The organism is Bacillus sp. TH22, from assembly GCF_016651015.1.
Taxonomy (GTDB): Bacteria; Bacillota; Bacilli; order Bacillales; family Bacillaceae_G; genus Bacillus_A; species Bacillus_A mycoides.
The window spans coordinates 3,745,446-3,771,254 of the sequence record NZ_JAEKER010000001.1 but is presented as its reverse complement, the minus strand read 5'-3'; the positions used below and the strand labels follow the sequence as shown (position 1 = coordinate 3,771,254).

Below are 25,809 nucleotides of genomic sequence, written 5' to 3'. Positions count from 1 at the left end.
TACTTGACAGGGGTCACTGCAAAATGGACGACCTCTTTTTTTATTTATCCAACACTTTGAACACGGCCAATTTGTCCATCTTGTAATCGAACCTTAATTCCGTACGTATGTGTTGCCGTGTTTGTTAAAATATCTTTCACAACACCGCTCACTGTTTTACTATAATCTTTATCTAATTGAATAACTACATGTGAACCAACCGAAATTTGTGATCTTGTCGGTTTACCACCTGTTGCTTCTGTTGTTTTTTCTTGTTTTTGTGTTCTCTCTTGTCGTGCAGACTGTTGTTGCTGAATCTTCTGTTGCTCTTCTTGCTTACGTTTCTCTTCCTCTACTCTTCTTTGCTGCTCTTCTTGCTTACGTTTTTCTTCCTCTACTCTTTGTTGCTCTTCCTGCTTACGTTTTTCTTCCTCTACTCTTTGTTGCTCTTCTTGCTTACGTTTTTCTTCCTCTACTCTTTGCTGCTCTTCTTGCTTACGTTTTTCTTCCTCTTCCTTTTGCTGCTCTTCTTGTTTGCTTTCCTCTTCTACCTTCTTATCTTCTTCAACTTTCTTCTCATCTATTTTCTGTTCTTCCGCTACCTTCAGCTTTTCCTCTTCATCTTTACAAGCTGTTAAAACAACTACACATAAGCCCGTAAGTAAAAATAATAATAATTTTTTTAACATTAAAAAATCCTCCTATATATACATTGCAAATAATGACCTTTAATAGAATAACAAATATGTATGAATCCCTTTGTCGTAATTTGTCGTATATATTGGATTTTCCATGTAACACTACATGCTCCAAATAGAGAAGAACCTGTCGTGTGACAGGTTCTTCTCGTTATTTATTAGGATACGATGATTAGCATGTTTACTATACAAGAGGAAGCATCCATATTTTCCATATGATACTTACGATTACTATAAGTACAAAATCAAACAAATCTAATCTCGGACCCTTTTTCATAGTCATGTCTAGCCACATATAAATCCATTTCATTTCCTTATATTTATGAACATTTTTCTTTGCGAATCGGTAAGTAAGCACTTGCATAATGTAAATTCCAATTACGCAAATAAGCAATAAGATGAGAAATTCAAACACAAAATTCCTCCCTATTTTTGAAGCGTTCTTTCTACTATATGGTTCTTCAAAACCCATTCCTCAAATTGAGCACTTCCAAATTCCCAGCTCAAATCACGAGCATGTACAGAAAAAACGTAATAACCGGCATATTCGTCCATAAACATCCCTGCCCCTACATCATCTTTTTGAATACCGTATACTCCAAAATTAAAATACACATCCCACACGTCTTCATGCTTCCTCTTATAAGCAATCGATTCCATATCACATTCAGTTCCGAAATAATCAAGATGTAAATGTACGCTATCATCGTATTCGTAATCCATTTTATCACCCCTTATATTTGTACTTCTTTACTACCCAAAAAATTCCTGCTATATATACTCACATATGGGCACTTACCTACATATTATGCTTGTAGATTGACTTCTAGGAGGTGTCATATAGTGAAAAATTTAATAACCGTTTTTTGCATCATGTTACTAGCTGTTTTCACATTCGCTGCTTGTAGTAGTACAAAGGAAAGTACGAAAGAACAAGCTCAAAAAATTCGCGTTGGCGAAGTTACACACTCTCTTTTCTACGCACCATTATATGTTGGAATTGAAAAAGGATTTTTTAAAGATGAAGGCTTAAATATTGACTTACAAACAACAGCTGGCGGAGATAAAACGATGACCACCCTTTTATCTGGCGGAATTGATATTGCTCTCGTTGGTTCAGAAACGTCTATTTATGTTCATCAACAAGGAGCAAAAGATCCTGTCATTAATTTTGCGCAGCTTACACAAACAGATGGTACATTTTTAGTTTCCCGTAAAAAATTAGACTCTTTTAATTGGAACGACGTAAAAGGCGTTACATTTTTAGGACAGCGTAAAGGCGGCATGCCGCAAATGGTTGGTGAATACGTTTTAAAGAAAAATGGCATTGACCCTCGCAAAGATACGAACTTAATTCAAAATATCGAGTTTGCTAATATTGCAAATGCCTTTGCATCTGGTACGGGAGAATTTGTACAGCTCTTTGAACCGACTGCAAGTATACTTGAAAAAGAAGGAAAAGGTTATATCGTCGCGTCTTTCGGAGCTGAATCTGGTACTGTTCCTTATACAACGTTTATGGCAAAAGAAAGTTTCTTACAGAAAGATAAAGCTGCTGCAGAAAAATTCACGCGCGCACTATATAAAGCGCAGCAATGGGTTGATACACATAGTCCAGAAGAGATTGCCGATGCCGTTTCACCACTATTTAAAGACACTTCAAAAGACATTTCAGTAAAAGTAATTGAACGCTACAAAAAACAACATTCATATGCGACAAATCCATTATTAGATGCGGCAGAATGGAAACAACTCCAAACGATTATGAAAGAATCTGGTGAATTACAAAAAGAAGTTCCACATGAAGCGCTCGTCAATACAAAAATTGCCGAAAGCGTTATTAAGAAATAGAGGCGAAGTGTATGAGCTTTTTACAAATACGTAACGTTTCTCACTGCTTTTTTGCAAAAGAAAATGCCAAACTTATTCTTGAAGATATGAGTTTGCAAGTAGAAGAAGGCGAATTTATTTCAATCCTTGGTCCAAGTGGTTGCGGAAAAACAACGCTCCTCTCCATCATCGCAGGTCTACTTGATCCAATTGAAGGTATCGTATTTTTAGATGGTGAACCGATTACAAGTAAGACCCCCTCTATGGGCTATATGCTCCAGCAAGATTACTTGTTTCCGTGGAAAACAATTGAAGAAAATATTATGCTCGGACTTCATATTCGGAAGGTTTATGATGAAAATACGAAAGAACATACATTAAAGCTTTTAAAACAAGTCGGCCTATATGATATAGAACAGCAATACCCTCGTGAACTATCCGGTGGTATGCGCCAACGTGCTGCACTCGTTCGAACATTAGCGACCGACCCAAAAATTTTATTGTTAGATGAACCATTTTCCGCTCTTGATTATCAAACAAAATTAAAACTAGAAGATCTCGTCTTCACATTACTACGTAACTATAAGAAAACATCCCTACTTGTGACACATGATATTGAAGAAGCAATTGCGATGAGTGATCGTATTTATTTACTGCAGGCGAACCCTGGAAAAATCGCAAAAACATTCATCGTCCCAGAAAGTATCCGTTCCTTATCGCCGTTAGAAGCACGCCACCACCATGACTTCCCATCCCTCTTCCAAGAAATATGGAAGGAGCTGGAACGACTTGGATAATATAAAACAACTACATGAACAGTTTCGAAAAAAAGAAAGACAACATGCATGGTTAGCTCGCTCTTTACAACTTGTACTTCTTGTTCTTTTCTTTGCACTATGGGAAATAGCTAGTAAAAAAGAATGGATTGATCCTTTACTCTTTAGCTCTCCTTCAAGTATTTGGGATCTCTTTTTAACGAAATGGATTGACGGTTCACTTTGGGTCCACATATGGACGACATTACTTGAAACAGGAGTAGGCTTCATTCTCGGAACTGTACTTGGAGCTATTATTGCTACTCTCCTTTGGTGGATGCCACTTTTGGCCCGCGTACTTGATCCTTATCTCGTCGTACTAAATGCAATGCCAAAAGTTGCACTCGGTCCAATCATCATTGTTATTTTCGGTCCAAATATTTCATCCTCTATCGCAATGGGGGTAATCATCTCTATCATCATTACCATTCTCGTTATTTACAGCGCATTTCAAGAAGTCGATTCCAACTATATTAAGGTCATGGACACATTTGGCGCAAATAAATGGCAATGCTATAAGCACGTTATTCTCCCTTCATCTTTCCCTGCAATTATTTCAACGTTAAAAGTGAATGTTGGCTTATCATGGGTCGGTGTTATTTTCGGGGAACTCCTCGTTTCTAAACAAGGACTTGGCTATTTAATTAGCTACGGATTCCAAGTCTTTAACTTCACACTCGTCTTGCTCAGTGTATTGCTCACTTGCGTCCTCGCAACTCTTATGTATGTATTTGTCGAGGCATTTGAAAAACTCCTTATTGGAAAACGAAAAAAAAGCTGACTTAGAGCGATACGCTAGAGTCAGCTTCTTTCTTCTACCTTTTATCACATATTTTCGAATCATCTGCAATATTCCCATTAGCAACCGTAACTGTATGGAAACAATCTTTCACACGCACCGTAACGACATTATCTTTTCGATCAATAATATGATAATCATTAAACTCTTTATTTAATGCACTACGAATTTGCTCCCCTTCAAAAATCGGAAAACCGTGAGACATTACCCAAATGAGACCAGCAACAGCAAGAATCGTTTTCATACGTTTCATTACCTCCTCGAGAGTAAACTTATAGCCCCTATACTATGCGCATTATAATTGTGTCTAATTTGTGACGTTTTTATACTAATTCTATTTTAATGATTCAGTTCCTTCTTCTTTTTTAAAAAAGACAGAATTTTCAATTTTATCAACATAAAGAAACGCAAAGAACTATAATTCTTCACGTTTTCCCTTGGCTAAAATATATCGAACACATAATTCGCATTAGTGTCCACTTGGTTATTCTATCGTTTTCGAAACATCATATAATCCCGCTAACACTTCCGCTCTCATTTTTACAAGCTCGGGGAATTGATAGAAGAAGACAATTTTTTTATATTTTAATTCTGTTCCTTCTTTCACCTTTTTTGAATCTTGTAAAATAAACGCTGTAAATGTATCCGCAATATCCTCTGCCACATTTGTCGTCCCATACAGTGAAACAAACTCACCATGCTTTTCCTTAAAAAATTCAATTTGAGCTTCTTCGCTTTCTTCCACTTTCTTTTCTGTCCACTCCTGGTCAATTGGTTTCCAGAAAGAATTATAAAATTGATTTATATAAGAGCTCTCCTTCGCACATCCTTCTTGTAAGAAAAGAGATTTACATTTATTTTGGTATGATGAAATATCTTTATCTTCTTCAAAAGCCTTTAAGTACTTTTCATTTACTGGTATTTGTTTATGTCCCAGCGTCAATACGTGAGCCGTCTCATGTATTAATGTTTTCATCACCTGATCGATATTTACTGCAGAATCAAGCGTATCTAAACTAATGGTCCACTCTTTCGGATACTCCATACTCGGCATAACATGAGCCACAATTCCATCGTATCCATCTGTTACCATATCAAACTCTTTTATGTCAGTGCGATACTTAGCAGGAATAAGCGTGCTATACATCTCCCATAACGATTCATGATAATCCCTATCTTGACGTTGCTTTAATACTTCTTCTTTCGCGTCCTTATCCTCCGCAAAAGCCTTATTCAATCGTTTGCGATCTAGTTTATCGAAATAAGGATCTACAATTTCATCACCATCGATATAATAAGAAGCTAAAAAGAAATAATTTTCATCATCCTTTTTTTTCATTTCTGCTTCTTTCATATCGTTACTTGAATGTCCTTCTAAATCATAATCCTCTAGTACTTCAAGTTCTGAAAGTCCATCTATCTTTTTATATACTTTTTGAAGTGTTTTATCACCTATTTGTGTGCATTCTTCTGTCGTTTCGCACACATCTTTTTTCTCTCTTTTCAAAGTTTGCTCCGACATATCACATCCAGCTACTAAGCCCGTTGAAATCATAAAACACATTAACTTGCCATACAGTTTCTTCATACGCCCCTCCATTATTCCATTCTACAAAAATATCATAATCATTTTTTAACGAATATGCGATAATTAATTATAAAAACTGTATGGAGGTTTCCCATGATTCGAGCAGTCTTATTTGACTTAGATGGAACACTATTAGATCGTCGTCAATCTCTAGAGCAATTTATTCGTGATCAATATAATCGCTTCGCCTTTCATTTGATAAACATAGAAAAATTCGAGTATTGCTCTCGTTTTCTCGAACTCGACAATAATGGTTACACGTGGAAAGATAAGGTATATTCCACTCTCCTTTACGAATACAACATTACCACTTTAACGCAAGAGCAACTGCTGCACGACTACATTACAAACTTCCAACATCATTGTATTCCTTTCCAAAACATGCATGAACTACTTCAACAATTAAAACAGCGAAACATTAAAATTGGTATTATTACAAACGGCTTTACTACATTTCAGATGAGCAACCTTCGAGCACTAAACATACATACGTATACAAGCACGATTCTTGTTTCAGAAGCAGAAGGAATTAAAAAGCCTCACCCTGAGATTTTCGAACGGGCTTTACAAAAGCTAAACGTAAAAGCAGAAGAATGCCTTTACGTTGGGGACCATCCAGAAAATGATGTGCTTGGTTCTGAACAAGTAGGGATTCTTGGCGTTTGGAAGAGAGATTCATTTTGGGGTGACTTTGAACATTCACGTGTCGTGGATGATTTATTAGAGGTGCTTTCGTTTTTAGAGGTGGAGGTAAAAACAATACAATAGTAAATAAATTATATCAGCGATTTTTGAAATATATCGATTTACCAACAAAAAGAGGAGGCCGTTGTTCAAAAACGCCTCCTCTTCCTTTATTATTCATATACTGTAAACTGCGGTTTACTCGGATGATCTTTAACTAGCGCATCATCTGGAAACTTTGAAACTTTTTTATATAAAGCAATGTCACCGATACAACCTGCTGTTAGTAGAATCCCTAAAAATGAGAGTGGCTCCAAATTCATAGCTAATCCCAATACAATTGGTAAAATTCCAGTTGGTAAAAACGGAAGCATTAACACTGTCTTCATTTGCTTTACTGTAATCACCTGTTTAGAATGAGCATATGCAGCACCTAATTTCCAATTGACGCCCCATTTTAGTTCACTCCACGGAACACCTCCGATATAACGAAATCCAATTAAATGTATTGCCTCATGAATACAAACGAGGATAATCATTCCAATAATCAAAAGAAACATAATCGGCAATGTAATTTCAATTTGAAACTCGCCTGAAAAAAGCGCATGTAAATAACCAATTCCAATCGCCAGAGCGAATATTATAAAAAATGAATAAACATTTAATTTAACCATTGAAACAGAGACAGTTGTTTCTTTTCTGTTATCCACCTTTTCACCTCCTAAAATGTAAATATACCTTTATGAAATTGTATAATATATCTAAAACGATATAAAGACATATTTACATTCATTCTTACACATAAAAAAGAAACCGGCCATTTTACTTCGTAAAACAGCCGATTTCTTCTATATGTTTCATCGTACGCGCTAATACATCATCGCGCATAATAAAGCTAAATTTTCTATCAGTTTTAATATTATCAGGAATGTCTTTTAATAAAACAGACCCTTTCGTTTCTTCGTAATGCGTATGTTGCTCTACCGCACTAATTGTTGCAAAATAAATGTTTTTAATGATTATTTTGTCTTTTCCGGATACTTTGTATTGCCCTAAGTAAGTTAAATCAGAAACTATGCCGCCGGTTTCCTCATGAACTTCTCGAACTGCCGCTTCTTCCGGTGTTTCCCCGAGTTCTACTTTACCACCTGGAAATTCAAGACCACGGCGTAAATGATGCGTTAATAACCATTGATCCCCGTACCGGCATACAACCCAAACATGCTTTGGCTCAGGAGAAAATGGGTAACGTTCAAACGATAATTGTACAGTGTTGTGGTAATAATCTTTAAATTTGTACATGCCATTACTCCCCTATTGATGATTACAAGTTTTTCCTACCACAAATTGTAGCATATTCTCGCTTTTCTGCATAATATTATCCAATTACAATCCATTGATTATTCCCATTTGTGCGACTAATTCTTTCGTTTCATGATTCCCTAGATCATAAATCATTTTATATGCTTTTTGTAGTTGTTCATCATATCGATCATTATTCGAATCGTGATGATACTCAACGAATGGAACGTGGGAGCGTACATACGAACCTAAGTCCTCTTCATACGCTTGATCAAAATACTCTCTTAACTCCGTAATCTCTTCGTCATTTGCATAAATTTCAAAATTATACGTATCCGCCGTCTTCACTTGCGAAATTTGACCATTTCCAACTGATATATAATATGTTTTTTTATTCTCCATGTAACACCCTTCTTTCATCCTTTTAATTTCTATTGTTTTCATCAATTACAAAATTATGTAAAATAAAGAAAAGGAGGGATTTCATGCTCAAAATATTAATTATCGGCATTATAATCGTACTGATCATATTAGTACTCTCCGTTATGACGATTAATAAAGGCTATTCTTACAAACATTCGATTGATAAACCAGAAGATAACCCTTATACAAAAAACAGTAAAGAGCATTCATAATATACTACGCATTTTAATCGCACTCAGTGTCATCATATCCGCTATTAGTTTACTGACAGGTCAAAATAACTTTCTACCACTTTCACAATTTCTATTAGGAGCTTTAATGTTTCTCATCGCAATTGAGCAAATAAAAAAGAAGGATTCAGGAACCGGATTTATTTGCATTGTTGCTGGTGCTTTCATTTGGCTTGTTTTTATCATTACCTACATAAAATAGAGGAGGGTCTTTTATGCTGAAAGGATTACGGATTACTTTATCACTTATTGCTTTATCTATAGCAATCTATAGCTTTTTTACTGGTAATAGGGAAATCATGCTTTATATGTTCATCTTTTTAGGGGGGATGGCTTTCATTATTAGTATAGAGGAAATCTTGAAACAGCAAAAAGGTGGTAGCATACTTGCTCTGTTAGCAGGAGCTGTTGCTTTATTTCTTGGCTTCTCAGAAATATTTCGATAAATAGTCTCTTTAAAGGAGGAATTCGATGCTAACTGGAATACGCTATTTTTTCATGCTTCTCACAATCTCTCTTTGCACTTATTCTCTTGCTACCGATAATTTCACACTTCTCCCATACATGCAATTTGCTCTCAGTTGTTTCTTTATTCTTCTAGGAATTAATGAACTGAAATCCGGAAGAAAATCAATGGGTATCTCGCATTTTTTCGTTTCTATTCTTATGCTCTTCATTGTAATATCGAACTACCTTCGTTACATGTAGAATGAAACTTTAAATACCAACTACAAACTGTTATTACATTGAAGGCTAATTTAAAACTACAAGAAGATAGGTGGTAGTATGCTAAAAACATTTCGCATCATATCCGCTCTTATTGTCATCTCTCTCGCTCTATATGGAATATCTACAAACCCGCTTGTTACGATGCCCTATATGCTTATTGCCTTATCTATTATGACTTTCATCATGAGCGCAGAAGAAAAACAGAAAGGAAAGAAAGTACATAGTACACTCTCCTTCTTTTCTGGCGTATTTACTTTAATCGTCGCTATTATAATTATTATCTCCAGGTAACTAACTCTTTCTACTTAAAAGGGGCTAAAATGCACATAAAACAAATACAACTAATCATCGTTTTTATTACTTTGATTCTATGTTTATACAGTACATTTACAATGAACTTTCAAATCTTTTCACCTACCATTTGTATGGCATTTTAGTAGGAATTGAGATGATTCAAAAGCAGTAAAAGCAAATTGGAGCTATTAGCATCGGTTTAAGTATGTTTACCATTATTTTTGTCATTCCATTTATACTGTTCTTCTAAAGGAGGATTTCATGTTATAAAACATTCGAATTATAATAGCGACTATCGCTCTTATTCTCGCCCTATTTAGCCTCTTTTCAAACTTCTCTATGCTTTTACCATTCGTATTTATCCTTTTAAGTATTATGTTTATCCTTTTTGGAATTGATGAAATAAAAGAGCGGCAAAAAGCAAAAGCATTTGTTTATTTTCTCGGTTCTGTCTTTATTTTATATGTTGCAGTGTCTAGTATACTTTCATAAAAGAAGAGCAAGTTTTCTCTTAACAAAATAAAAAAACTGCCCTTTCACAGGCAGTTTTTCATTCTTATCCAAATACTTTTTCAAGTTCATCTTTATCTTGGCTTAGCCAGAAGTTCATTAAGCGTTGTGCTCCTTCTAAGTCGTGAAGCTTCGCTTGGCCACATTGTGTTTCGTTTGCAGCTGGAATTTCTGTAATTTGAACCGCATCTTTTAATGTTAGTTCTAATAAATCAATGATTTCGCGAACTGTTGGTGTTCCGCTTACTACAAGATAATATCCTGTTTGGCAGCCCATTGGCGAAATATCAATAATGTCAAAATGCGGATAACGATCAATATATTTACGTAAATTAAATGCTAATAAATGTTCTAACGTATGAATAACATCTGGTTTCATTGCTTGTTTATTCGGTTGGCAGAAACGAATATCAAATTTATTTACAATACCGTCACTACCTACATTGTGGACTCCACAATGTCTTACATAAGGCGCCTTTACAATCGTATGGTCTAATTCAAAGCTTTCTACTGATGGCATACAACATCTCTCCCGCTTTTAATTTAATTCCGTTATATCCAATATGATATAACGGAAATCGACATTAGTAAAGAATTATGTACTGTCGTGCTATAATACTTTAAGACTATGCTGAAAAGGAGACCATTATGAAACAGATTTTTATCAGTATTATACGCTTTTATCAAAATTTCATTTCTCCGATGACACCGCCAACGTGCCGCTTTCATCCGACTTGCTCTCATTATGGATTAGAAGCGTTTCAAAAACACGGTGCCCTAAAAGGATTTTGGCTTACATGTAAGCGTATATTAAAATGTCACCCTTTCCATCCAGGAGGATTTGATCCTGTCCCAGATAAAAAGGATGACAAAGTAAATTCTTAATTTTCGTAACCATTTACAACTAAATCTAATTTTCCTGTGTCAGGATCTATAACAAGACCGTGAACAGGTACTTCTTCCGGAAGTAACGGATGGTTGCGAAGTATTGACACACTATGTTCTACACTTTCTTCTACACTAGAGAACCCTTGTAGGAATCTTTCTAAATCGATTCCAGAATAACGAAGTGTATCTAATTTCTCTTCTGTTACGCCGCGCTCTTTCATTTTCTCAATTGTACTGCTTGCTTGAATTTTTGCCATACCACAATCATGATGACCGACAACACATACTTCATCAGCTCCAAGCTCATATACAGCGACTAAAATACTACGCATAATACTTCCGAATGGATGTGAAATAACAGCGCCTGCTACTTTAATAATTTTTACATCACCGTTACGCATATTCATAGCTTTCGGTAATAATTCAACAAGACGAGTATCCATACAAGAGATAATTACCATTTTTTTATTTGGAAATTTTCCTGTTTCATACTCTTCGTATTTTTTCTCTTCAACGAATTTTTCATTGTATTGTAAAATCTCTTCTAATGACTTCATAGTAAAGAACCCTCTTTTCTCTCATTTACACTACATATATAGTGTACCAAAATTTGAAAAACTCAAAAAGGATATTGCTTTATAGTAAAAATAGGATTTTTTCAGATAATCGACATAATTCTTTCAAAATATACACACACCTTTGTAACAAGTCTCACATACTTTAAACGTTTTTTCACTATAAACTGATTGTAGATAATGTAAAAAAGGAGTGAATATTTATTATGTCCGACGTTCTGTTACTAAGTCGTTTTCAATTTGCAATTACTATTTTTTATCACTTTTTATTTGTACCTTTGACAATCGGACTTGTTATTTTAGTAGCATGTATGGAAACTCAATACGCCCGCACATTGAATCCAACATACCGCAAAATGGCAAATTTCTGGGGAAAACTTTTTACAATTAACTTCGTAATGGGGATTATAACTGGGATTACGATGGAATTCCAATTTGGAACAAACTGGTCTGAGTACTCCAAATATATGGGGGATATTTTCGGATCACCTCTCGCAATCGAAGCACTCGTTGCCTTCTTCTTAGAATCTACTTTCATGGGAATATGGTTATTCGGTAAAGACAAAATCTCACCAAAATTCCGTGCTTTCTGTATGTGGATGGTTGCACTTGGAACAAATATTTCTGCCCTTTGGATTATTACTGCAAACGGATTCATGCAAAATCCTGTTGGGTACGTAGTACGTAACGGCCGGGCTGAATTAAATGACTTCTGGGCACTTGTTACAAATCCATATGCATGGAATATGTTCTTCCACACTGTAATTGGTTGTTATATTGTCGGTGCTTTCTTCGTTATGGCAATTAGTGCATATCACTTACTACGTAAAAACGAAGTGGAATTCTTCAAAAAATCATTTAAATTTGGTTTAATGTTAGGTTTATTCGCCGCAACAATTACACCATTTATGGGCCATCAATCCGGTGTATCAGCTGCTAAATATCAACCAGCAAAAGGAGCTGCGATGGAAGCTGTTTGGGAAACCGGAAAAGGACAAGGCTTCTCAATCATTCAAATTCCTGATGTGAAAAATGAAAAAAACTTTGAACTACTTACTATTCCAAAGCTCGGAAGTTTCTTCTATACAAACTCATTTGATGGAGAAATTGTTGGTTTAAAAGATATTCCAAAAGAGGATCGTCCAAATGTTAACCTCGTGTACTATAGCTTCCGCTTAATGGTTGCACTTGGCATGTTCTTTATGGCATTAACTTGGTACGGTTTCTATTTAAACCGAAAAGGAAAACTAGAAAACTCAAAATGTTATTTAAAAATTACAATGTGGTCTGTTTTATTTCCATATATCGCAATTAACGCTGGCTGGATTGTCGCTGAAGTAGGTCGTCAACCGTGGACAGTTTATAAACTAATGCGTACAGCAGAATCCGTGTCACCTATATCAGTTCCACAAATTTGGTTCTCATTAATTAGTTTAATATTGTTCTACACTTTACTCTTAATTGCAGACGTATACTTAATGCTAAAGTTCGCGAAAAAAGGACCTGCTGCATTAGAAGAGCCTGCTACTGAAGGAGGTGCGGCTCATGTCTCATGATATGCTTGCAATTATCTGGTTCGGTTTATGGGGCGTAATTTGGACAGTTTACTTCATTCTTGATGGCTACGCACTCGGTAACGGGATGATTTTCCCATTCGTGGCGAAAGACCGACAAGAACGAAATCAATTACAAGAAGCTATCGGCCCGTTCTGGGGTGGTAATGAAGTATGGTTAATTACAGCTGGTGGCGCAACATTTGCTGCCTTCCCAATCACATATGCAAATATGTTTAGTTACCTATATACACCACTGTTTTTAGTATTACTTGCACTATTTGCTCGTGCCGCTGGACTTGAATTTATGCATAAAGACGATTCACCAATTTGGCAAAAAACTTGTAAATGGGCATTTACAATTGGTAGTTTCCTAATCGCCTTCTTATTCGGCGTTACATTCGCTAACCTATATTACGGGCTGCAAATCGGAAAAGATGGTTATGAAGGAACTTTACTTAGCTTACTAAACCATTATGGTATTTTAGGTGGTCTTTTCTTCACTGCTATATTCGTCGTATCTGGTGCCCTTTGGATTATGATTAAAACAACTGGCGAAGTATCTGATCGTGCTTATAAAATCGCAAGACCATTTTCAATGGCAGCTGCTATCATTTTAGCTATTTTCTACGTAGCAACTGCAAATCGTACAAATTTATTCCAAAACTTCACGGAATATCCTGTACTATTCATTCTTCCAGTACTTGCAATGTTAATGAGTGTACTCACACTTATTATGGTGTACAAACATAAAATCGGCCTTGCCTTCACATTCGTTTGCTTAACAATCGCAATGTTTATGACAACCGGTTTTGCAGGTATGTTCCCGAGAATGTTACCATCACGTATTAACGACGCATACAGTACAACGTTATATAACGCAGCTGGTAGTCAATTAAACTTAAAAATTATGTTCTTCGTTGCAATCGTCATGGTACCAATCGTTATTGGATATCAGCTTTGGAGCTACAGCATATTTAAAAATAAAATTCATAAAGACTCTGCTAAAGGATATCACTAAAATGAAAAAGACACTTCGCTTGAAGTGTCTTTTTTTACGTATGATTTTCGATAAGATGTTACATTTCTAATCTAACAACTATGATAAAGAAGAATCACTAACAGCTCACAACTAAATTGTATCACAGGGCAAGCACATCATTTTATGCAATTTTACATACAAAAATTATAACGTAGATTGAATTACTTGGTCATACACATCGTTATCCGTTACATCTGCCGTACTAATACCACTGAATGTCCTCACATTTAGTCCCGTATTTGAAGATCCAGATCCATTATAAGCTTTCGTTTTTTCAATTGGATGTACGTTATATTTATCACCTAAGTTAATTGTCCCGTTACAGTTCTCAATAATAACCCCTTCCACAATAGCTGGCATTTTGTCACCTACTTTCATTTCGTTACTCCCATTCTATGAGAAACGCCTACAAAAATAGCATGTGTAAATAAGAAAAAAGCACTCAGGCTGAGTGCTTTTTTCTTATTTACCGCTCTTCTTTCTCTCACAAGCAATTCCATCGCCATCACGATCTAAATGCTTACCGTAATACGGACTATCTCTTGTAATATCGTAAACCCCAGCATCATTTGCTTCTTTACAGTTAGCAAAGCGTTTTGGTTCCGGCTTCACCTCTGGTTCTGGTTGTTCTTGTCTTGCTCCTGGTCTTTCTTCAAGCGGTAATGTCGCGTTATATAAGAACTGAACGTATTGCTCACGACTTACATGCATTCTAGGTGCGAATTTACCATCACCAGTTCCAGCTGTAATATAATTTGATTTAACTGCAGTAATCGCAGGATTCGCCCATCCATTTCTATCTACGTCCGGGAAATTATGATCCCCTCTTATTTGCAATTGGAACCCTTTTGTTAAAATTTGTGCCATTTCATCGCGAGTTAACGAATCTTTCGGTCTAAAGTTCCCTGTGCCATCTCCAGCGAATACACCGATCTCTGTTAAAGCAAGAATCTCTTTTTTAAACTGAGTCGAACGATCAGTAACATCTTTATACGGATTATTATACTGTTCTTTTACTGCTGGCTTTAATTGACGGAACATAAGGGCTGCAACTTGCTCACGAGTTACATCATCACCAAATCCAAAAATCCCATTTCCATATCCAGCAACAATATTTTTATTTGCTAAATCCATAATTGCCTTATAAGCCCAATGATTGTTTGGAACATCTTTAAACTCTATACTTGCCTGCGCTGTCCCGATTGAAGTAAATGCTGTAGTTGCAACAATTGCACCTGTTAAAAGTAATTTTTTAAATCCCATACTTAAGTCTCCTTCTCTTTTCCATAATAACCATCTAACAATATAACAAATTATATAGCTTCGTTTTGTCATATTCTGTCGAATACAAAAAAGAACCCCGAAGGATTCTTTTTTGCTAAGCACAAATGGCAATTTTGGAGACAGTTGACTTTTTCAAAAATTTATTAGGGGTAATATTTTGAAAAAGAAAGCCTTTCATATTTAACTTAACACCACTGGAATATATAGTAAATTGATAATATTTATACGGAAGATTGCTAATGTTTAGTATAGATAGTTTGCACTACGTTAATAGTGGAAATTATCTATACTAAGAAACAAAAAGACGCCTTTCAAGAAGACGTCCTTTCCCCTGTTTATATATACCCCATCCCGCTTTTTGTAAACACACACTAGAAAACAGAATCATGAATTATTACAAGATTGTTAGGTACAAAAAGAGTAGAGGTAAATATTAATATAAAATTCTGCTTTATAGCGTGTATCCACAACTTATATTTTAATCCTCTTCTCTTGAAAATAAACATAATATGCATAATTACATACCAAAAAGAAAAAGACACTCCACAGAGTGCCTCCTCAACCATTTTACTTTTAATATATCGCTTTGAATACATTTTACCATATTTAACTATATCGGTTGTTTAGAAAATTCAAAATCGTTATTTTTTTATCAACATCTTCAAAATCATGTAATATTAAGGATGCAATAAAACATTATACAAATTGAGGTGTACTATATTTATGTATTTCGGAATTATTCCTCTTATATTGTTTATTATTTTTCTTATCTCTTACTTAAAGGATCCACGAAAAATAATAAACGGCTTTTTATTTAATGCCTTTTTCTGTTTTTTCCTTATTTTTTGTATGCTTGTAGCTTATGACTCAGGTAATGATACTCTACACTACATCATGTTTTTACCTATTTTAGCACTTATCATTATGATTCCTTTCGGTATTGTTGCTTTAATGTTTGGGTTATTTCTTAACGCAAGAATTTTAATGAAACGAGAAGGAAGACGTTTCACTAACTGTTTAACACTCATTGCTGCTTTAGGGATTTTATTCTTGATGTTACTCCCTATTATAAATCCAGCAAGTTTATTCTCATCACATTTAAGGCCTATTTTCGCTGGTATTTCTCTTATAACTTTATATTTCTTTATACACTTATCTAACTTCTTAACCGCTTATTTTTTATACCAATTCAACAGACCAAGACGTAATCAAGATTTCATCATCGTTCTTGGTAGCGGCTTAATTAATGATAAAGTACCGCCTTTACTTGCAAGTCGTATTAATAAAGCAATCGACTTTTATTGGAAACAAGCTGCTGTGAATACACCACCAACAATCATTTTCTCTGGTGGACAAGGTCCGGATGAAGGCCTTCCAGAAGCAGAAGCGATGCAAAAGTACGCTGTTGAAAAAGGAATTCCTCTTGAACATACAGTGCAAGAAAATCGCTCTGTAAACACATATCAAAATATGTCGTTCTCTAAAGAAATTATGGATTCTTTAAAGCCTGAAGATAAGTATAGAAGTATTTTTACAACGAACAATTTCCACCTTTTCCGTGCTGGTATATATGCAAGACAAGCTGGTCTTAATAGCCAAGGAATTGGATCCAAAACTGCGTTTTATTACTGGCCTAACGCAATGATTCGTGAATATGTTGCGATTGTCGTAATGGGACGTAAACGTCATATGAAAGTTTGCGGAGCTATTTTAGGATTCGCTTTATTCCTATCAGTGCTTAGTTTTATAATTTCTTAATAGCCTCCCATCCTTTGAAAGGATGGGATTTCTTATACTCATTTCAAAAATATTTTAAAGGTAATATGGTGATAATATTCCCTGCATACATCCATTAAAGGAGAATTTTTTCAAATTAAATGTTAAAATGAAATTTAGGTGTGAATTACGTAACAAATAAGAAACTAGTTTGAAACGAGGAAATTACATGGAGAAAATTATCAAAAACAAGCCCAATAAGCTAAAAATCGCTTCAAAAGCTTTGATGATTATTATTGGAGCACTTATCACAGCGTACGGATTAGAAGCTGTATTAATTCCAAACAACGTATCCGACGGTGGTGTAACTGGTTTAAGCATCGTTAGTTCAAGATTATTTGGATTACCATTAGGACTTCTAATCGCAGTCGTTAACATCCCTTTCGTTTGGTTAGGATATAAACAAATCGGTAAAAGCTTTGCGCTTTACTCAATTATCGGTATCGCTTCGTTAGCAGTGGGTACGGTTGTCATGCACGGAGTACCAACAATTATTGAAGGCGATACGCTTTTAATTACTGTTGTTGGTGGTATTATTATCGGTTTTGGTATGGGACTTGCATTACGTAACGGCGGCGCATTAGATGGAATCGATATGCTAGCCGTATTACTTTCTCGAAAGTTACCATTTGGAACAAGTGACCTTATTTTATTCTTAAATATGTTTGTCTTTATTTTTGTTTCAACAGTATTTGGTCTTCAAGGAGCTATCCTTTCGGCAATTGCTTACTTTATCGCTTCGAAAGTGATTCATATCGTTGAGGTTGGTTTAAGTGGTTCTAAAACATTTAAAATCATCACAAAAGAACCTGAACTAATGGTTGAAACAATTCGTGATCGTTTAGGCCGAAGCGCAACATATAATGAAGTTTATGGCGGTTATTCAAGAGAGAAATTCAAAGAAATCTCTTGTGTAATTAACCGTTTAGAAGAAAGTAAAATGAAAGACCTTATTAATGAAATCGATCCTAATGCCTTTATTACAGTTTATGACGTAGCAGAAGTAAAAGGCGGTAATTTCAAGAAACGTGATATTCATTAATCGTTATGAAAAAAGAGGCTGTGCCAAAATATTGGTTCAGCCTCTTTTTATTATGAAGTTGGTAAATCGATATTCCTTTTCGAATCGTTGATATATTTTGAGCTACGATAGATATAATCGAAAAACCGTTGATATATTTTACTCCCTCCATCTCCCCCCGCTTTTAATCCAATCGACGTACTTTTGAAAGGCGGGCACTTCATGATGAAAGCGAAGCGGAACATATAGAAAGAGAGTACATGTACACAGTATCCATAGAATACCTACTATAAAGTGAAACTATAATCAGTGGGGGTTTTGTTCATCCCCCACTGATTATTAGTTGAACCAATCGGGCGTTTACGGGCAGTTGATCTCCCACCTAACTTCTTTGCTCCAACCGAATTTTGAGGTGAGAGTTTTACTGCCCGTTAATGCGGGATAAAGTGAAATTTCATCGTTGTGCTAATAAACAAACTGAGGAATAAGACGAGGAACATAATCAAACTAAACCTTTTATATATAGTCATAATAATCTCCTCCTTATAACTTAATTGTACCAGCTATAAGGAATTAATTCCCATAATAAAAAGACCGAAAAGCAAATTCCACTTTTCAGTCTCTATACTATCTTCTCTTCATAATTTTCCCTGAACCGCCAACCCTTGTTTTCGGGGGCGACGTATTCTTTGGTGGGGTTTTAATGGATGATTTCGGCTTCACATCAGATCCACTCGAGCCACCCGGGTTTTTCGTAATTTTCCCCTTGCTTCCGGTAGAAGGCGGTGGCGTCGTTTTACTTCCTTTTTCCGTAATACTTCCTTTATCACCTACAGATGATTTCGGATCTACATTATCGCCTCGCTTAATAATAGATCCTTTCCCTTCCTTCGTAATTGGAGGCGGGGTTTTCTTTTCCTCTTTCGTAGGTGGTCTTTCCGGGATCACCGGTTTATGATTTTGTCTGTCATTATATCCGCGATAATCACCGTATGATGATTTGCGTGAACCAAATATATCGTTTAATATACTCCCCATAATATATCCTTGTAAGAAGGATGGTTGGTAATTTTGACGGACAAATTCTTCATTACTTATTTCAATTAATGTATCAGATGGTTTCTCTTTATCCTTTTGTAAATTATACATTTTATCAGAATAAACGAGGAACATTTGATTTTCGTCTTCTTTAGATGCTTGCTTCGGTTTCCTTTCGGCTATAAGTTCCTTTGCAACTTCAGGAACTGACCGATTGGCGGCCCTATACACGTAAGATTCTTGTTTACCATCCTTTGCGACAGACTCTAGTGGGTAACGGTCCTGAATTGACTTCGCCTGACCACTTTGACAGCCCGATAAAGCATAACCGGCAATAACAAGTAATGTAACGATAGCAAGTATAGGGATCACGAACGATTTAATCATGGTAAACAATCGGTTTGACATGATTACGCCCCCCTTATGTTGCTCTTATGATTTGTACATCAGCAGGAATAATTACTTCTCCCTCATACATCATTGTGCGACCATTTTGCCATTCAACACGTAATAATTTGCGGTTATCAGATTGGAATTCCCATACGTACTGTTCTTCTGAAGCAGCGAATGGTGTTTTCCCCATAACAACAACACGTCCATTATATTGTTCTTCCATATGATACTCTATATTATCCATTTCAATCGTCGTCGGAATTTCATCGATTGAATCTAAACGACCATCAATCGGTGTATACAATTTGTAATACGTATTTTCACGGTCTTCGATTTTCAAATAACGAATATCTTTCCCATCCTGCAAAGTTAAAATAATCTCCTTGCGAGAATGCATGCTCGTTTTCCCAGTTAATTCGTACATGACTAACGAGACTTCAATCATATCGCCAGGAGCCAACGTTAAAAGACTCTTTTCTGGCTTTGGCGGCTCCGGACTCTTCATTATATTTTTAATACGTTTAAATAAACTCACAATCTACCCCTCCTTTTCTCTTTATAAACAAGCACCTAAAATAAGTGCACCAACGATATGTAATGAACCAGCTAACAACGCATGTGCTACGCTGCCTTCTTTCGTTCCTTCTTCTAAATCTAAACCAGACACTTTCTTTAACACAAACTCAATGAACATTTCTACAATTAATAAAATAGCGAATGAAACTGCTGAGGCAAGAAGCGCTTGCCATAAGTCATTCGCTTTCGTTATAGATTGAGATAAAATGTACCCTTGCGCAAATAATTTCATAACGAAACGCGTTGTCACTGCTGTATTTCCATTTTTCATTTCTTTTAAATCATTGTATTTTGTAAAAATCGAATCAACCCACATAATTGCAAATAAAAGTACTGCACTCGCTCCAGTCCATACAAGCATAGCTAAAACATTCATCCACGTCATTACAAAACCTCCTCTAAAAAAGTAAAGTGAAACTTTAATCAGTGGGGAGTTTTCCATCCCCTACTAATTATTAGCCCACACCAATCGGGCATTTACGGGCAGCCCGACTCCCACCAATCTCTCTGCTTTCACAAAATGTTGAGGTGGGAGTCTTTGCCCGCAAATAGCGGGGTAATAGAAAACCGACATGAATTCTCTTCAGACATGTCGGTTTCTTTGTCTATTCTATATTATTTCTCGTACTGCTTCATAATACGAGCTAATTCATCGTCAACAACAGAATTTTTGTTTAAGCTTGCGAATTCATCATCTAACGACTTTTCTTTCTTGTAAATTTCACCGCTTGCTTCTGCTTCAGCCTCTAATTGAAGTGCTTTCTCTTCCATACGGCTTAAACCAGCTTTTGCTGAATTTGAATCGAATCCAGACATCGCCTGATTAATATTCTTTTGTGCTTTCGCTGCATTTACACGTGCTACAAGTGTTTCACGCTTATTTTTCAGCTCTGTTAATTGTTTACGCATTTCTTCTAGCTTAAGGCGAAGGTTATCAGCAGCAGCTTTGTTTTGCTCATAGCTTGCTTTATACTCATTCATCTTTTGCTCTGCATTTTGTTTTTCTTCTAAAGCACGGCGCGCAAGATCTAAGTTACTAGCTTGAACAGCCATATGAGCTTGCTCTTCACGTTTTTTCACAAGTGCTTCTTGCTCTTCAAATAATATTTTAAATTTCTTCTCAAGTGCGATTTGAGCTGCTACACTTTTCTCAGCTTCTTGTACATCCGCTTGCATATCGCGTAAATATTGATCCGTCATCTTAACTGGATCTTCCGCTTTTTCAATTAATGAATACACATTCGACATTGTTAAATCTCTTAATCGTTTAAATACAGACATCCAAATTCCTCCTATGATATACCTCATATTTCAAATTCACTACTTGGAAAACTGAAAAATCTCCCTTAACAGTAAAGAATATTCATTTTTACAGCCTATGTGTTTATTATAACAAAACTAATATGTCCTTACATGTTATTTCCAAAATACAGCCAATATAATATGACATTCTAGATAAAACATTGTATTCCTAATATATTCTCATTAACCCTCTTCAGAATTGACTTATTTTTATGCAATTTCACTAAATTACATTATTGTAATGTTACTGTAAGCTAACTCGATAGTTACGTTGCAATATTTCTTATACACTAATACCAGAAGCAACGAACAAGCTTCTCATCATTTCAGAACTAATACAAAAATGTATTTACTATAAAACATATAAAAGGAGAAATCATCATGAAAAAATTAGTAGGAATCGGATTAGCAGCAGCAATTTCATTCGGAGCATTATCAGGTTGTTCTTTATTAGGAGAAAAAGCGAACGGCTTTGTACTATATGGAACAGATGAGCAAGTTCAGAAAATTACAGATCAAAATAAAAAAGAAGTGAAAGAAAAAGACTTCTATAAAATGAAAATGACAACATTAGAGGGTAAAAAAGTTCTTGTCATGGATAAGAAAACTGGTGAAGAACTGGTGAAGAAAGAGTTACTTAGCAAAGTTAATGAAAAAGACGACACGAAACCACTTGATAAATTACCAGCTGTAACAGCAGAGCAAGGTGTATTATTTGCTAAAGAAAAAGTAGAAAATGCTACACTTGATGGAGCAAAATTAAAATACGAAAGCAATACAATTATCGGAAGTGGCCGTGCATATGCCGACATGTTCGCTATTGTTGATGATGCAACTTACGTAAATGTAAAAGGCGATGAAAAATCTGTTGGGGTATTAAAATTTGATAAAGACCCTAGTAAAGAATTCCCTGGCTACAACGGCGTAGAAGCTTCTCAACTTGTAAAAATTAAAAAGTAAACAAAAAAGCTTTGCGAAATGCGCAAAGCTTTTTTCTATTTCTGAGCAATTTGCTCCATATCTGGACTACAAGTTTGCGACTGACATGACTTACTTAAAGAGCATGCTGCGCATTTTCCCTTTTTACTTCTCTTTACAAAATTAACTAACGTATATGCTGCATAACCAAAAATGATAGCTCCAATTATTATATTGACCATCACCCTAATACATCTCCTTCTAGAATCCGAGTAAGGACCCAACTTGGTATATAATGAGCGTTAATACATAAGCAACAACGAGCGGATAAACGACAGAGAAAACTGTCCATTTCATCGATCCTGTTTCACGTTTAATAACAGCTACTGTCGCTAAGCACGGAACATATAATAAAATAAAGAACATAAATGCATAGGCTGATAGCGCAGTATAATGTGCTCCCATTACATTTCCTAGCACATCTTCTTTAACCGCATAAATAATTGCCATCGTAGAAACGACAACTTCTTTCGCTAAAAATCCTGTTAAAAGGGATGCTGCAGCTTGCCACGTTCCAAAGCCGAGCGGTGCAAAAAGTGGTGCAATAAATCCACCAATCATCGCTAAGAAACTGTCTCCCATATCAACACCAAATCCTGATGGACCTGCATAGTTTAATAACCAAATGACAACAGAACCACCGAAGATGAATGTACCCGCTTTACGAACAAATCCTTTACCTTTCTCCCACGTGCTCAGCCATAACGTTTTCGCTTGCGGCACACGGTAAGGTGGTAGTTCAATTACAAAAATAGATTTTTCCGCTTTTAAAATAGTAAGTGACATAATTTTTGTAACGAGTAATGCAAGAACAATACCTGCAATGTATAAAGAGAACACAACAGTCGCTTGACTATTAGGGAAGAATATTCCCGCAAATAATGCATATACAGGTAAACGTGCTGAACAAGACATAAATGGTGTTACAAGAACGGTAAGTAATCTTTCTTTTTCTTGTTCAATCGTTCTCGCTGCCATAATACCTGGAACGTTACATCCAAAGCCGATAATCATCGGAATGAACGCTTTTCCGTTTAAACCGAAAAACTCCATAATTCTATCCATAACAACTGCAATTCGTGCCATATATCCCGAGTCTTCTAATAATGAAATGAAAAAGAATAGTGCAAAGATTTGTGGAACGAATACTAATACCGCACCAACACCAGCAATAATACCTTCTGTAACGAGTGCTTGAATAAAGTCAGAAGCCCCAACACTTGTGAGCCCAGCTGTAACCCAATCAGTAAGTTGTCCGCCAAAAAATCCATCAAGCATATCAGATAAAGGTGTACCAATCCACGTAAACGTAACCTGAAAAATAAAAAACATAACTGCTAAAAAGATTGGAAGTCCTAAAATTTTATGTGTAATTAACCTATCAATTTTTTCTGAAAAAGGAATTTTCCCTTCTTTCTCATGTTGCATAACATTTGTTTTTAACTTTTCAATATACGCTTCACGAGTCTTGTAAATGTGCTCTTCCAACGTACAATCAAGTTTTCCATCTAAACGAGATCGAATGGCTATAAGTTCCTTATAAATTGGTAATGCTTTCATTTCTTTTTCTACTACTTCGTTATTGCTTAAAAATTGAAGGGCTAACCATCTCGGATGCTCATAATTCGCTGTCTCTAAAAGAGCGATTACCTCTCCAATTCCTTCATCCATTTGTACACCATATGAAATAATGAATGGCTTTTTCTCTTTTTGTTTCTCTTCATGAAGAGTAGTAAGTAATTCTTCACAGCCTTTTCCGGTTCTTGCGATGACAGGAACGACTGTTACACCTAATATTTCTGATAGCCTTTTTACATTAATCACAATTCCTCTTTGCTTTGCCACATCAATCATATTTAAACCAATTGAAACGGGCTTACCAAATTCAAGTAATTGCAATGTTAAATGCATATTTCGCTCAAATTGAGAAGAATCCACTATATTTAACATATGATGAAATTCATCTGTTAGTAGAAAATTCGTCACGACACCTTCATCACGTGAAACTGGATTCAAATCATAAACGCCTGGTAAATCAATTAATGTTCCTTGCTTATCTTTTAATTTACCAACCTTCTTTTCTACTGTTACACCGCTCCAGTTTCCTACATATTCATAAGAACCAGTAAGTGCATTAAATAATGATGTTTTCCCTGTATTCGGATTCCCTAGCAAAGCAACCTTATTCACGCTAATTCCACCTTTATCATTTTCGCGTCACAATGACGAATACTAATTAACTGTCCACGACACTCCAATGTACAAGGACCTTTAAACATCGCTTTCTGTTTCAAGCGAAGTTCGCTTCCTTCCGCGAGACCGAAGGCAGCTAGTCTACGCTTTAATAACTGATTTAGAGACTGCATGCTTTTTACTAACACTTTCTCACCGATTTTAATATCTACTAAACTCATAACCTTCCCCCTCAGAAGAGAATGATAATTATTTTCAGAAAAATTATATCATACTCTATTTCAATTGGACTATACCCTTTTGCTTCATATTTATTAACATTTCGCTACAATTCTATTTCAATAATTGTCATACGGTATTCATTTGCCATTCTCATCCATTTCGCTTACAATGAACAATAGCAAATAAAGAATCTCGTTATCACAGGGGGAGCCTTACCGCTGAGAGGGAACAATTCGTTCCGACCCTTTGAACCTGTTAGTTAATGCTAACGCAGGAATTGTGCAAACGTCCGAAATACACACCTCTTTTTTTATTTACGTATTTCGTATCCTCCTATGATAATGTTCTTTTTTGTGCAACTTGGATATAGGGGGAGACAACATGCGTAACACCAATTTACAAGCGATGATCGAATCTGCTATTCTTGCAGCCTTCGCCTTGATTATCGACATTCTACCATTATCAATTAAACTTCCAACAGGCGGTTCCATCTCATTCGCTATGATTCCTATTTTTATTATCGCATACCGCTGGGGCTTCAAAAGAGCTTTCTTAGGAGGCTTAATTTGGGGGCTATTACAAATCGTCGTAGGCGATGCTTACATTCTAACACCAGTTCAAGCATTCATTGAGTACTTCATTGCCTTTGCCTTTATCGGCTTTGCTGGTTTATTCTATCGTCCAATTCAAAAAGCACTTGCCTCAGACAACAGTAATGCAGAGCATTCAAATTTTGGTAGTCGCAAAGATAAACCAAAACAAAACAAAGGAAAAAAAGCACTTGTTTACATTATCCTTGCCACATTTGTCGGTAGCTTTGCACGTTATTTCTGTCACTTTATTGCTGGTATTATTTTCTTTGGTCAATATGCACCTAAAGGACAATCAGCTGTTTTATATTCATTAATCGTAAACGGCAGTACAATGATCGGTTCTTTCATACTATGTACTGTATTACTAATTCTTTTATTTACTACTTCACCACGCTTATTCAAAAGCATCGGTGCTTATCAAATGAATTCACAAAAAAAGGGCGCTTAATTAGCGCTCTTTTTTTATCAAAGCTCTCAATGAGTAATATCAATAA

General features: G+C 35.7%; 35 protein-coding genes, 1 pseudogene and 1 riboswitch. Of the genes and pseudogenes, 17 read left to right on the top strand and 19 right to left on the bottom strand.

Translation table 11 applies throughout. The features are described 5' to 3' along the window. Positions 1-44: 44 nt before the first annotated feature. The 3 genes from JFU18_RS19200 to JFU18_RS19190 all read right to left on the bottom strand — a co-directional run bounded on the left by JFU18_RS19200 (position 45) and on the right by JFU18_RS19190 (position 1,400). Positions 45-668 carry a YwbE family protein gene (locus JFU18_RS19200; RefSeq protein ID WP_201031950.1) on the bottom strand — a complete coding sequence of 208 codons (624 nt, stop codon included), beginning with the start codon at positions 666-668 and terminating at the stop codon, positions 45-47. A gap of 193 nt (positions 669-861) precedes the next feature. Further along, positions 862-1,092: a hypothetical protein gene (locus JFU18_RS19195; protein ID WP_201031951.1), complete on the bottom strand. Its 231-nt coding sequence runs from the start codon at positions 1,090-1,092 to the stop codon at positions 862-864. An 11-nt stretch (positions 1,093-1,103) separates the two neighbouring features. Beyond that, positions 1,104-1,400, bottom strand: coding sequence for a DUF3986 family protein (locus JFU18_RS19190; protein WP_002112440.1), 297 nt, complete (start codon positions 1,398-1,400; stop codon positions 1,104-1,106). A gap of 120 nt (positions 1,401-1,520) precedes the next feature. Here JFU18_RS19190 and JFU18_RS19185 point away from each other — a divergent pair, with 120 nt between their 5' ends. Genes JFU18_RS19185 through JFU18_RS19175 form a run of 3 tightly spaced genes read left to right on the top strand, consistent with a single transcriptional unit; the run spans position 1,521 to position 4,103 of the window. Continuing rightward, complete coding sequence (locus tag JFU18_RS19185; RefSeq protein ID WP_201031952.1) at positions 1,521-2,528, top strand: ABC transporter substrate-binding protein; 1,008 nt, start codon at positions 1,521-1,523, stop codon at positions 2,526-2,528. 11 nt (positions 2,529-2,539) lie between these two features. Beyond that, a complete protein-coding gene (locus JFU18_RS19180; protein WP_201031953.1) occupies positions 2,540-3,304 on the top strand; it encodes an ABC transporter ATP-binding protein in 765 nt (254 codons plus the stop codon). After that, a complete protein-coding gene (locus JFU18_RS19175; protein ID WP_002138764.1) occupies positions 3,297-4,103 on the top strand; it encodes an ABC transporter permease in 807 nt (268 codons plus the stop codon). The genes JFU18_RS19180 and JFU18_RS19175 overlap by 8 nt, the downstream gene beginning before the upstream one ends. A 34-nt stretch (positions 4,104-4,137) precedes the next feature. On the opposite strand, the gene JFU18_RS19170 is transcribed toward JFU18_RS19175, so the two are convergent. Both JFU18_RS19170 and JFU18_RS19165 read right to left on the bottom strand, forming a co-directional pair. Continuing rightward, positions 4,138-4,365: a hypothetical protein gene (locus tag JFU18_RS19170; protein WP_060750083.1), complete on the bottom strand. Its 228-nt coding sequence runs from the start codon at positions 4,363-4,365 to the stop codon at positions 4,138-4,140. A gap of 240 nt (positions 4,366-4,605) precedes the next feature. Beyond that, positions 4,606-5,709 carry a hypothetical protein gene (locus JFU18_RS19165; protein WP_061674609.1) on the bottom strand — a complete coding sequence of 368 codons (1,104 nt, stop codon included), beginning with the start codon at positions 5,707-5,709 and terminating at the stop codon, positions 4,606-4,608. A gap of 93 nt (positions 5,710-5,802) precedes the next feature. On the opposite strand from JFU18_RS19165, the gene JFU18_RS19160 reads away from it, so the two are divergent. Then, the gene (locus JFU18_RS19160; RefSeq protein ID WP_201034402.1) at positions 5,803-6,477 is read left to right on the top strand and encodes an HAD family hydrolase; all 675 of its coding nucleotides are present in this window, start codon (positions 5,803-5,805) and stop codon (positions 6,475-6,477) included. A gap of 89 nt (positions 6,478-6,566) precedes the next feature. On the opposite strand, the gene JFU18_RS19155 is transcribed toward JFU18_RS19160, so the two are convergent. From JFU18_RS19155 to JFU18_RS19145, 3 genes are all read right to left on the bottom strand, one after another. After that, on the bottom strand, positions 6,567-7,103 hold the full coding sequence (locus tag JFU18_RS19155; RefSeq protein WP_078184686.1) for a DUF3267 domain-containing protein: 537 nt from the start codon (positions 7,101-7,103) through the stop codon (positions 6,567-6,569). 112 nt (positions 7,104-7,215) lie between these two features. Continuing rightward, positions 7,216-7,695, bottom strand: a complete 480-nt coding sequence (gene mutTA / locus JFU18_RS19150) for an antimutator 8-oxo-(dGTP/GTP)ase (protein WP_002015736.1) — start codon at positions 7,693-7,695, stop codon at positions 7,216-7,218. 84 nt (positions 7,696-7,779) lie between these two features. Continuing rightward, the gene (locus tag JFU18_RS19145; RefSeq protein ID WP_002089150.1) at positions 7,780-8,097 is read right to left on the bottom strand and encodes a hypothetical protein; all 318 of its coding nucleotides are present in this window, start codon (positions 8,095-8,097) and stop codon (positions 7,780-7,782) included. Positions 8,098-8,180: 83 nt separating this feature from the next. Here JFU18_RS19145 and ytzI point away from each other — a divergent pair, with 83 nt between their 5' ends. From ytzI to JFU18_RS19120, 6 genes and pseudogenes are all read left to right on the top strand, one after another. After that, positions 8,181-8,330, top strand: a complete 150-nt coding sequence (gene ytzI / locus JFU18_RS19140; protein ID WP_085312585.1) for a YtzI protein — start codon at positions 8,181-8,183, stop codon at positions 8,328-8,330. Then, positions 8,323-8,550: a DUF3953 domain-containing protein gene (locus JFU18_RS19135; protein WP_061674620.1), complete on the top strand. Its 228-nt coding sequence runs from the start codon at positions 8,323-8,325 to the stop codon at positions 8,548-8,550. Before ytzI ends, JFU18_RS19135 begins: the two co-directional genes overlap by 8 nt. A 13-nt stretch (positions 8,551-8,563) precedes the next feature. Further along, entirely contained in the window at positions 8,564-8,794 is a 231-nt protein-coding gene (locus JFU18_RS19130; RefSeq protein ID WP_201031956.1) for a DUF3953 domain-containing protein, read from the top strand. A gap of 340 nt (positions 8,795-9,134) precedes the next feature. Next, positions 9,135-9,368 carry a hypothetical protein gene (locus JFU18_RS19125; RefSeq protein WP_002129577.1) on the top strand — a complete coding sequence of 78 codons (234 nt, stop codon included), beginning with the start codon at positions 9,135-9,137 and terminating at the stop codon, positions 9,366-9,368. 29 nt (positions 9,369-9,397) lie between these two features. Next, positions 9,398-9,621: pseudogene (locus JFU18_RS30385) on the top strand (hypothetical protein). A gap of 23 nt (positions 9,622-9,644) precedes the next feature. Beyond that, positions 9,645-9,863: a YczI family protein gene (locus JFU18_RS19120; protein ID WP_307838362.1), complete on the top strand. Its 219-nt coding sequence runs from the start codon at positions 9,645-9,647 to the stop codon at positions 9,861-9,863. A gap of 64 nt (positions 9,864-9,927) precedes the next feature. On the opposite strand, the gene luxS is transcribed toward JFU18_RS19120, so the two are convergent. Continuing rightward, complete coding sequence (gene luxS, locus JFU18_RS19115; RefSeq protein ID WP_001141371.1) at positions 9,928-10,401, bottom strand: S-ribosylhomocysteine lyase LuxS; 474 nt, start codon at positions 10,399-10,401, stop codon at positions 9,928-9,930. 128 nt (positions 10,402-10,529) lie between these two features. Here luxS and yidD point away from each other — a divergent pair, with 128 nt between their 5' ends. Next, the gene (yidD, locus tag JFU18_RS19110; RefSeq protein ID WP_137058126.1) at positions 10,530-10,766 is read left to right on the top strand and encodes a membrane protein insertion efficiency factor YidD; all 237 of its coding nucleotides are present in this window, start codon (positions 10,530-10,532) and stop codon (positions 10,764-10,766) included. Here yidD and JFU18_RS19105 read toward each other — a convergent pair. Further along, positions 10,763-11,326, bottom strand: coding sequence for a beta-class carbonic anhydrase (locus tag JFU18_RS19105; RefSeq protein WP_002089163.1), 564 nt, complete (start codon positions 11,324-11,326; stop codon positions 10,763-10,765). The two genes, yidD and JFU18_RS19105, sit on opposite strands and share 4 nt — an antisense overlap. 224 nt (positions 11,327-11,550) lie before the next feature. On the opposite strand from JFU18_RS19105, the gene cydA reads away from it, so the two are divergent. Then, positions 11,551-12,900, top strand: a complete 1,350-nt coding sequence (gene cydA / locus JFU18_RS19100; RefSeq protein WP_201034403.1) for a cytochrome ubiquinol oxidase subunit I — start codon at positions 11,551-11,553, stop codon at positions 12,898-12,900. Then, entirely contained in the window at positions 12,890-13,918 is a 1,029-nt protein-coding gene (cydB, locus tag JFU18_RS19095) for a cytochrome d ubiquinol oxidase subunit II (RefSeq protein ID WP_002164909.1), read from the top strand. Before cydA ends, cydB begins: the two co-directional genes overlap by 11 nt. A gap of 165 nt (positions 13,919-14,083) precedes the next feature. Here cydB and JFU18_RS19090 read toward each other — a convergent pair whose 3' ends face one another. Then, positions 14,084-14,317 carry a spore germination protein gene (locus tag JFU18_RS19090; RefSeq protein ID WP_002015747.1) on the bottom strand — a complete coding sequence of 78 codons (234 nt, stop codon included), beginning with the start codon at positions 14,315-14,317 and terminating at the stop codon, positions 14,084-14,086. 84 nt (positions 14,318-14,401) lie between these two features. Beyond that, positions 14,402-15,202 (bottom strand): S-layer homology domain-containing protein, encoded by an 801-nt coding sequence (locus JFU18_RS19085; RefSeq protein WP_201034404.1) that lies wholly within the window; start codon positions 15,200-15,202, stop codon positions 14,402-14,404. A gap of 744 nt (positions 15,203-15,946) precedes the next feature. Here JFU18_RS19085 and JFU18_RS19080 point away from each other — a divergent pair. Both JFU18_RS19080 and JFU18_RS19075 read left to right on the top strand, forming a co-directional pair. Continuing rightward, positions 15,947-16,981, top strand: coding sequence for a YdcF family protein (locus tag JFU18_RS19080; protein ID WP_201034405.1), 1,035 nt, complete (start codon positions 15,947-15,949; stop codon positions 16,979-16,981). A gap of 187 nt (positions 16,982-17,168) precedes the next feature. Further along, on the top strand, positions 17,169-18,041 hold the full coding sequence (locus tag JFU18_RS19075; RefSeq protein ID WP_201034406.1) for a YitT family protein: 873 nt from the start codon (positions 17,169-17,171) through the stop codon (positions 18,039-18,041). A 606-nt stretch (positions 18,042-18,647) separates the two neighbouring features. On the opposite strand, the gene JFU18_RS19070 is transcribed toward JFU18_RS19075, so the two are convergent. The 4 genes from JFU18_RS19070 to JFU18_RS19055 form a co-directional block, all read right to left on the bottom strand. Further along, positions 18,648-19,466 (bottom strand): DUF4247 domain-containing protein, encoded by an 819-nt coding sequence (locus JFU18_RS19070; protein ID WP_002129590.1) that lies wholly within the window; start codon positions 19,464-19,466, stop codon positions 18,648-18,650. Positions 19,467-19,479: 13 nt separating this feature from the next. Then, entirely contained in the window at positions 19,480-19,986 is a 507-nt protein-coding gene (locus tag JFU18_RS19065) for a DUF4178 domain-containing protein (RefSeq protein WP_201031961.1), read from the bottom strand. 21 nt (positions 19,987-20,007) lie between these two features. Then, on the bottom strand, positions 20,008-20,412 hold the full coding sequence (locus JFU18_RS19060) for a DUF350 domain-containing protein (RefSeq protein ID WP_137058501.1): 405 nt from the start codon (positions 20,410-20,412) through the stop codon (positions 20,008-20,010). A 230-nt stretch (positions 20,413-20,642) separates the two neighbouring features. Beyond that, on the bottom strand, positions 20,643-21,308 hold the full coding sequence (locus tag JFU18_RS19055) for a PspA/IM30 family protein (RefSeq protein ID WP_002015754.1): 666 nt from the start codon (positions 21,306-21,308) through the stop codon (positions 20,643-20,645). A 402-nt stretch (positions 21,309-21,710) separates the two neighbouring features. Between JFU18_RS19055 and JFU18_RS19050 the strand changes: the two genes are divergently transcribed. Continuing rightward, positions 21,711-22,289: a lipoprotein BA_5634 family protein gene (locus JFU18_RS19050; protein ID WP_201031962.1), complete on the top strand. Its 579-nt coding sequence runs from the start codon at positions 21,711-21,713 to the stop codon at positions 22,287-22,289. Between the two features lie 35 nt (positions 22,290-22,324). Here the strand turns inward: JFU18_RS19050 and JFU18_RS19045 are convergent, their stop codons facing one another. Genes JFU18_RS19045 through JFU18_RS19035 form a run of 3 tightly spaced genes read right to left on the bottom strand, consistent with a single transcriptional unit; the run spans position 22,325 to position 24,721 of the window. After that, the gene (locus tag JFU18_RS19045) at positions 22,325-22,492 is read right to left on the bottom strand and encodes a FeoB-associated Cys-rich membrane protein (protein WP_033708410.1); all 168 of its coding nucleotides are present in this window, start codon (positions 22,490-22,492) and stop codon (positions 22,325-22,327) included. 16 nt (positions 22,493-22,508) lie between these two features. Beyond that, positions 22,509-24,497 carry a ferrous iron transport protein B gene (feoB, locus tag JFU18_RS19040; RefSeq protein WP_201034407.1) on the bottom strand — a complete coding sequence of 663 codons (1,989 nt, stop codon included), beginning with the start codon at positions 24,495-24,497 and terminating at the stop codon, positions 22,509-22,511. Further along, positions 24,494-24,721 carry a FeoA family protein gene (locus JFU18_RS19035; protein WP_201034408.1) on the bottom strand — a complete coding sequence of 76 codons (228 nt, stop codon included), beginning with the start codon at positions 24,719-24,721 and terminating at the stop codon, positions 24,494-24,496. Before JFU18_RS19035 ends, feoB begins: the two co-directional genes overlap by 4 nt. Before the next feature lie 194 nt (positions 24,722-24,915). Beyond that, positions 24,916-25,017, top strand: a riboswitch (TPP riboswitch). Between the two features lie 86 nt (positions 25,018-25,103). Here JFU18_RS19035 and thiT point away from each other — a divergent pair. Continuing rightward, positions 25,104-25,763 carry an energy-coupled thiamine transporter ThiT gene (gene thiT / locus JFU18_RS19030; RefSeq protein ID WP_201034409.1) on the top strand — a complete coding sequence of 220 codons (660 nt, stop codon included), beginning with the start codon at positions 25,104-25,106 and terminating at the stop codon, positions 25,761-25,763. Positions 25,764-25,809 lie beyond the last annotated feature (46 nt).